This is a genomic window from Microcystis sp. LEGE 08355, assembly GCF_015207185.1.
Classification (GTDB): domain Bacteria; phylum Cyanobacteriota; class Cyanobacteriia; order Cyanobacteriales; family Microcystaceae; genus Microcystis; species Microcystis panniformis.
On record NZ_JADEXI010000159.1, the window covers coordinates 1 to 8,662 of the forward strand.

The 8,662-nt window shown below is 43.9% G+C and carries 1 protein-coding gene and 1 pseudogene; one reads left to right on the plus strand and one right to left on the minus strand.

The window, feature by feature from the left end; translation table 11 throughout:
• Positions 1-262: 262 nt before the first annotated feature.
• Positions 263-586, plus strand: a pseudogene (locus IQ242_RS10275) (ATP-binding cassette domain-containing protein); the annotation flags it as partial.
• A 210-nt stretch (positions 587-796) separates the two neighbouring features.
• Here the strand turns inward: IQ242_RS10275 and IQ242_RS10280 are convergent.
• Positions 797-8,485, minus strand: coding sequence for a type I polyketide synthase (locus tag IQ242_RS10280; RefSeq protein ID WP_193959894.1), 7,689 nt, complete (start codon positions 8,483-8,485; stop codon positions 797-799).
• Positions 8,486-8,662: the final 177 nt, after the last annotated feature.

The window sequence follows — 8,662 nt, forward strand, 5'->3', positions numbered from 1 at the left end:
CAGTCAACGGTACAGCCATTTTCAAGTCAAAAATGTACCCAGTAGCCTCTTTTCAATTTTTTCTGAGAAGCGACCTGCAGTAAGGGTTTTGTTAATTTTTTAGTATTTATGTATGGGGGAAGTCCAGTTATATAGAAAGGCATTTGGCGATTTTTGTCAATTGTTTTTGCTCTAGAGCGAACTAATCAATTAAGTCTCTTGCCAGATAAGGATTTAGTCGATTTATGCCCCCCTATCGAACCCTACCAAGTAACGAAGAACCCCTTTCCTAACGGTTCAGCAAAATGTTCAAATGTCTATTGAACTCGATGACAATCTAGATAGACAGCAGACTGATGAGCGAGCAAAAGCAATACTTAAAGAAGTTGGCCTAGAAGAAAGAATAAACTACTATCCTGAGAACCTCTCAGGGGGACAGAAACAAAGGGTAGCGATCGCCCGTGACTTGGTTCGTCACCCCAAATTAATTTTGGCTGACGAACCAACAGCGGCTTTGGACAGCAAGACAGGTCGAAATATTGTCTGCCTAATGCAGCGTCTCGTCAGAGAACAACAATGTACTATTTTGCTAGTCACTCACGACAATCCCATCTTATACCAAATTTCTAAATCCATGACAGACATCCACGCTCGAATGCTTGCCAAACCTTCATTCGTTGTGACGCGAATAAAGAAAAATGGTATTAGATATTGCCGACCGCCTCCTTCACATGGAAGATGGTCGGCTAATTGAAGTCAATAGAGTTTGTTGAAGGCGTTGCCTCTTTGCCGAATGATTTAGTCCACTTTCCGCACTTTATGATAAGTCGCAGTAATTGGATAAAGCTTCTTTAACTCGATGGGGTAAAGGTGCTGGTTCATAAGTTCTTTTTTCTGTTGCAACTAACCAGACGGTAAATTGTTCGCCAATAGCAACTTTTTGTTTTTTTCCCTCCGGGGTGATTCGGAAATATTCAAATCTTAAACCCATCCCACACTCGGAGATTGATTGGAGAGACATAATTACCTCAATGGAGTCAAAAGGAAATGCTTCTCGCAAATATTTAACCTCACTGTGCCATGTCCGAAATTCTCCTTGGCTTTGAGTTCTTTGATAGTAGTCTGGAATTAATTTATAAATAAATTGATCGAGAACTCTGCCTTGCCAAATCCCGTAAGTAGCAAAATTAATATTCCCCATTGCATCACTGTCTTCTCTAGAGGTTTTGAAGATCTCTTTGTGTAAAAATAGACCTGGATGAGGCCCAGTCGGCAATTGATAAATCTTTTTGCCCATTTTATCGGATTTTGGTACAGGTTTAAGAGTAAAATCTGGAAGATGAAGCTGATCGACAAAATTTTGCAGAAAAGCGGGTAAAGCTGTTGGCTCAGAGCTAAAGTTAGGAGATAACTGAACCCAAGTCATTGTCAATTTACTTGTCGCAATCCGTTCAAACTCACCATTAGGAAGCAGTTTGAGCCAATCATAATAAAAATTAACGGTAGAATTGGCTGATCCTGAAACATTTCCAATCCAAATACGGGCCTCCAGAATATCTTGGAGTCCTGCCTCGCCAAAAATCTCAACTTGAGCGTGATTAGTCACCATCCCGCAGTTTCCAGTCGCCAATTCCTCAACTAGAGCCTCCCGCAACGGCCACATCGCCAGATCTCGAACATTGTCTATCCAAGCAAAAAATTGAGAAAAATAAACTGTTTTGCTAAAATTAGCCGTGTGTTTATGAGAAATTGGCCAGCGAACGACACAAATTTTAGAATTATCGTCGGCAATGTTGAGACGATAAATATCAGAAGGTTGAACGCCCTGCTCGATCCTTGAGGTGGTAGAACAAGGGATAAAATCTGTGGTTTCTGGGGGGATATTGAACGCCTTAACCACCACTGCCACAATTCTTGGTGCGCCGCGAGTCAAAACTATAGGAAAAGTGAGGACACTTAAAGAGTAACCTTCAGCCGTTCCCACAAAAAGAATACTATCTTCGACTTGATGACTCAGCGTTAGATCAATGTTTTGAAGATTTATGGCTTTGCGTAGAGCTTCGAGCGCTCCCCAAATCCGAGTTCCTGCAACATCTACTGATTCCGCTTGACGAGAAAGTAGTAACTGCCGCATCAAGGGTTCACGGGCATTTCCTAACAAGGCTAACCAATCAGCTTGAGAACGGTGAGTGATTGGTGCCAGATCACATCCTTGAAGAAAGCGATCGGCCACACAGAGACAAAATTGATCATCATGAGATAAAGAGATTTCTAATGAGTCTTCTTTTAGCCCCTCAACAACGGGTTTTCCTGAATCAAGCCATTTGATTTGAAATGGTTGAGATGTTTGTTTTTTGAGCGTTTTCTCAAAAATTGGCAGTTCGCATTGATGACGTTCTTCAACAGATAAGCGGTGTAACCCTGGAAGATAAACGAGAGATAACGCAGGAACCGCCACTTTTAATTCTGGCGATCGTCGATACAGTTCAGATTGAAGTCTTTGTTCATCTCGCTCACTAGGATCAGCAATTTCTTCGGCTGTCGGATAATCTTCACGGCGTTCAAGAACACGAACTTGATAACCCTCAAGCTTTTCAATAACTGCCCCCTGTGGATTCATCGCTAAAACAGTCGTATTGTACTGTCGGTCTTTTTGACCTTGGTTGATCGCTAGACCAAAACAAGACTCTGACTCGTAGGCATTAAATTGGTTAATTTCAAGGCTCTCGATTCCAATCGGTAAACAAAGATCTTGAGGAATCATCACCTGTACTGAATGGATTAAAGAATCTCGGTAATAGGGATCTCCTAAAATGAACGGCCCATCAGCCCGATCTAAATAGTCTTTTTCCCTCGCAGAACTATGAATCCCTTTCTGTGTGCGAAAGAGGATCTGATGAGAGTCTAAACTATAAATCTGCTCTAAGCGTTGAAAACGAGGACCTTGAAACAATAACCAGCTATAGAGATCTTGAAGGGGATCGAGATCGAGAGGTGTTGAAGGCAGTTGTCTTTTCTCCAGAGGAATTTCCTTTGTTTGGCCAAAGACAAAGTCAGCCGCAAAATGCGCTAGGGCCAATCCTGTTCGTTCTGTTCTAATTTCAGCGCAAACTCGTATCGGCTCTTGAGCCGACTGTCGTTCCAGTACCTCAGTCCGAAGTTCAATTTCTACTCCGTTTTTGGGATCAACAACGATTGGCCTTTCTAAACGAATATTCTCTAAGCGAACTGATAAGAGGTTTTCTTTTCTTAAAGTATAAGCTACCGCTTGGGCCATAGCTTCCAGACCAAACACGGTAGGGAATAGATAAGAACCTTTGTAAATATGGTGTTGAACGTAGGAATCCCGTTTTAGAGTAAGATGGCTGCGAATAACGCTTTCTACGCCAGGTTCTAGTATCTCTATCTGTTCTAGAAAAGTCAGTCTTGTTGGCGGCGCTGTTCGTTTTGTCAGCCAAGTATCAAAATTTCCTTTGAGAGAATCTAGATTACCGAGTCTTGCTGTAATTACGACTTGAGCATCTCCCGGATCATTTTCTACCAGTTCAACAAAACGACTGACTCCTTCCGATACCGAGATCGCTTCAATCCCCCTACGGGCTAGACTTTCTACTGCATTCATCCGCGCTCCCATGCCTACGTCTGCCCAGATACTATAGGCAAGGGAAATAACCGCGGTTTTGGGGTGTTCTTGCTGAAAACGCCGGAGAATTAAATCTAATGCTTCATTGGAGAAGCTATACCAAGTATTTCCAGGCAGTCCCAACACCGAACCAATTGAGGAAAAGCCAACAATTAGCTTGGGCGCTTTGTTTTCTAAAACTCCCATAAGATTGAGAAGCCCTAAGATTTTGGGAGTAACTTCTTGATAAGCTTCTTCTAAAGGACATTGTTCGACCTTTTGAGGGCGGTTAATAGCGGCTCCATGAATGACTCCTGTAATCTGTCCGAGTTCTTGTTCAATCCTGGCGACAAGGGTTTTGACTGACTCAATATCAGCAATATTACAGGAATAATAGTGACAAGTTAGTCCTTTCTCTTGAAAACGTTTGAGAGTCCTGGCAATCTCTGCACTCCGGGGACTGGGGGAATTTTCCTCAGGATGGGAAGAACTACCGACCAAAGCCATAGGAACGCCTGTTTTTTCGGCTAAGGCTAAGGCACACTCGGCGGTAATCCCTTTGGCTCCTCCAGTAACTAGGAACACATCTTCAGCAGACCAAGTTAAATTACGAGGAGAATAGCTGGCTCGGTCTTGAACTTGCGGTCGCGGAATTCGTCGGCAGAGTTGTTCATCATAACCGACGAGAAGATAGGCTTGCGGTCGAGAGATTTCCTCGATAATGCGTTGAGCGATCGCAGACACAGAAAGCTTTAATGATAAATCAATCACCCGCACTTTGAGATCGGCGCGTTCTAAATGGAGGCTGGCGGCAAAACCGACACTACAGCTTTGCTCGAGAGGTTGGCTCCCGGTTCTTACTTTTTTACGATTCTGACGATCTTGGTTGAAAATTCCGGCTTGAGGATTCTGCCCTCTTTTGCCAAAATAGCCTCCGCCAAACTGAACATAACTGACGCTGGTGTATTGACGTTGATCCTGAGAAGCTAGAGGAGGTGTTGCTACAGATTGTAGTCTAGCCATTGCTTTTTGGAGACGGTTTTCTATAGAAAGATTTTCTTGAGGATGGCGAGGAAAAATGGCAATAAAGTGACTAATTTTTACATTTTGCCTGAGAGAAAAGTCACTCTTTGCCTGAACAACCTCATGACTCATTGCACTGAAATTAACAATTTGAACTTGAGATCCTTTCGTTTGCAGAACTTGACTAAGAGCCTGGGCGACATCAGTTTCTTCGACTTCGCAAACAATCACCACCTTCGCCGTTTCCCAGTTATCCTCACAGAACAGATTAGCCGTTTCTAATTCCTGATTCTCCTCGGTTTCTCTTGTCTGACTGATAACATTATGATTGGTTGAAGCAGGAATTTCTTCTATCACATATTCAATTACAAAATTGCGAACCCAAGGATTTAAATCTCCTAGAGGGAGCTTGGTTTTATTTACCTGAGATAAACTCACTGGCTGGTTGGTTAGGGCTGTACTCGCCTTACTCGTTGTCAACTGTGGCGAATTTTGCTTGATCTCTGTTTTCGGTAATTGTTGCCTGTTGTTACTATAATTATTGTTGGTCTGTTCTCCAATTAAAGGACGGAAAACTTCTAGGATTTCTTGTAAACTAGCATTAGCTAGACTGGACGGATCAATTTGACCAGCTACACCACATTGAGAAGCCATAGCGGCCACTAATTCTGCTCCTTTGATCGAGTCTAAATTGAGATCGTCAAGTAATTTGGCATCTAAAGTAATACTGTCTCGTGGATATTCGGTTTGCTGAACCACTAAATCGATAAGAATTGCTTCCAGCGATAAAGATAGTGGTTGGCTATTGACGGGAATTTGTTGAGCAATGCCTTTGTCGGCATTATCATCGATACTTGGAAAAATCTTTAAAGAATCAATCTTAGTGCTGAAATCTTCAGATTCTTGAAACTTATTAGTCAGTAACAATGATTTTAAATCGACTAGGTGCTGATTATCAGCGATGGCAGAGATCTCTTCTTCAGACACCTGAAACGGTCTTTCGCAGAGGTTTTGAATAAATACCTGTTCCTGTGGAGCAACAAAAGGCCGGATCAGACGATTTTCATAAACTTCTTGCCAATGAACGTCACCACCGAGGACAAAATAACTACCTAAAACAGTGTTGAGGTCGCGATCACGTCCAGCTTTTGACTCCAAGGGAAGACAGAAAGGAGCGTCAGCTGTCGTATTCGCTTTTACCAAGTCAGAAAGTATCTTACCCGGCCCCACTTCAATCATCAAGTCAGATGACGATGTCATCGCCTTAACCAGAGAAATAAAGTCAACTTGGGCGACAATTTGATCAGCAAAATGGTTTCGCAGCTCTAATCTTGCTTGTAATTGTTGGCCGTTAACACTGGAAAACAGCGATACTGACGGTGAGACCAATTGTTGAGGAATGAGAGCGCTATCCCTGAGTACCTTCGCTGATGGCAACATCAGCCGCGAATGGAAGGCGTTGGACACGGGTAATTGACGAGTTAGGATATTTTTCCTCTCAGCCCGACTGATCGCCTCGGTAATCCCCTCTAGCTCTCCAGAAATGACCGTTTGACTGGGACTGTTAATATTGGCAACGACTACATAACTGGGAATTCCTTCTAATAAGCTTTCAGCAGTTAAGCGATCGCATCCTAAGCTGGCCATGGTTCCAGGCGGTTGTCCTGATGTCGAGGTTGCCTTTCCTCGGATGGCCGCAAAACACAGGAGAGTCTTCTCGTCATAAGCTCCAGCAGCCTGAAAAGCGGTTAATTCTCCTAAACTATGACCACCAACGGCAACAGGGTTAATGCCTAAGCGAGCAAGATAACGTTGCCAGAGTAGCGAAGTCAAGCAAATCGCAGCAGAGGCAATGGGAGCAGCCGTTAACGCTTTTAACCACTGTTGGATTTGTTGCTGATCTTTGGCTCGTTCTAGGTCATGGTAAATATAGGGACTGATGGGGTCAAGTTGTTGCTCCTGCAGCCATCGATCCGCTTGGGCCAGAAATTCTTGCGCCCAACTATGGCGTTCCACCAAAGTTCGAGCCATGTTTAAAGCTTGCGATCCTTGACCGGGAAACAGAAAGGCGACACGGTTGCGCTTAACCTGATTACCGAGCCATAAGTCTTTTGGCACAGATGTCCTCACCTCCCCTGGACTCGGTGGCTGCTCCTTGAGGATTTGTTGTAATTTTTGCAGTTGTTCTCCTAAACGTTTGGGAGTTTCAGCGATCACTGCGGCGCGAATCGGTTGGGAGGGTTGCAGTTGTTGAGTTAAATGAACGGCTAAGTCGGCCATTTCTGCCAGACTCATTTTTTGTGCAATGGGATATAACTCTTCAATTTGTTCGATTAAAGCCTCGATCGAGCCAGCATTTAGCACAAATAGCTCTGTTTCTTGCTGAGAAACTAATAAGGCCCGTTCATTAAGGGAAGATTTTAAATAAACCGAGGGAGGATCGCCAGAAGTCAGGGTTACATGGGCATTAATCCCGCCAAATCCCATCGCTGAGACTCCAGCCCGCAAAATATCGCTGGTGGGACGAACTGCTCCACTGATGACAGGATAAATGGCTTGAGCGGTGGTTTCAAATACGGGGTTAAGTTCCCTGCAACCAGCAGTGGGAGGGATCACCCGTTGATTAACTCCCATGACTGCCTTAATTAAACCGCCTATTCCTGCGGCCGCTTTAGTATGACCGACAATGGATTTAAAAGAGGTAACGCCAACAGAACGGGGCGCGATTTCTCCATCAGCCGCAAGCGCTAGGGCAATTCCTTCTAATTCTGTGCGATCGCCTAAAGGAGTTCCCGTTCCATGTCCTTCAATAAAATCTAGTGCGTGGCTGCTATAGCTTGCTTGTTCGTAGGCACGACGCAGTGCTTTGGCTTGACCAATTTGGGAAGGTGCTGTCAGACCGCCTTTGCCATCAGAGGAAATCCCCCATCCTTCAATAATCCCATAAATATAATCTCCAGCCGCTCTAGCTTCTTCTAAACGTTTGAGGACAACAAAACCACTGCCTTCTCCAGGGATAAATCCACTGGCCTGGCGATCATATACTCTCATCTCATTGGCGGTTAGTGCTTCTGCTTTGGCAAAACCAACCAATTCAAAGGGATCTAAACTGATATCCACGCCTCCTGCTAAAGCTATATCCCATTGTTGGTTAGCTAGATGGGTACAAGCTGTTATGACGGCAATGAGAGAGGATGAACAAGCACCATCAACGGTATAACCGCCTCCATCTAAGTTGAAAAAGTTACAAATTCTCCCAGCAATAGTATTAGACAAGTTACCAGCTAGGCTATCTTCATTAATGTTGGGAAATACAGATTTATAGAGCTTTTCCATTAGCTCTTCCAAAACTCCTAAGCTTTCTGGGAGAAGACCTTTTATCCGAGCGGACTCCCGCAAACTTCGGCGCACAAACGGCCAGCGCATTCGCATAGATAGAGAACGACTTTGCTCGCCCGTTAAGGTATTGCCTAAAACGACTCCAGTCTTGTCAGTAGGAATATTTTCTCGCGTATAGCCAGCATCTTCAAAGGCTTTTATCGCCACTTCAAGTGCTAACCAATGGGTAATATCTGTTGTCTCAAATGCTTTTTTAGGAATTCTTCTCTTCGCCCAATTAAACCTAAACCCGTCTATGACTGCCATCTGATTGCCATAGGTTTTATCGGGAGTTTTACGGTCAAGATCGTAATAGTCAACTAAGGGCAATCTTGCATCAGGTGTTTCTCGAAATTGCTGTCTTCTTGCTAGGATATTCTCCCAAAGTTTTTGCAAATCATTGGCTCCAGGGTAATAACATCCCATGCCAATTATTGCTATCTTAGTAGTCTCATTAGCCCAAGAATATGAACGATCTAGCATAAGAAAATATATAGCATGAGAAAATAGGTAATTGACATCCTCACCGCCGTAAACGGACGGTGATTCCCAAACCTCACGATTTAGGTTTCTGCTTCTTTCCCGAAGGATTTTTCGCACCTGCCTTAACAGATTTACTCTGTTCTGGTCTTATGGTCGCGACCCGGACTGACACCGCAA

Bases quoted from the DNA above. Each gene is read 5' to 3' on its own strand.
- IQ242_RS10280 (WP_193959894.1), bottom strand. From the start codon at position 8,485: ATGCTAGATCGTTCATATTCTTGGGCTAATGAGACTACTAAGATAGCA.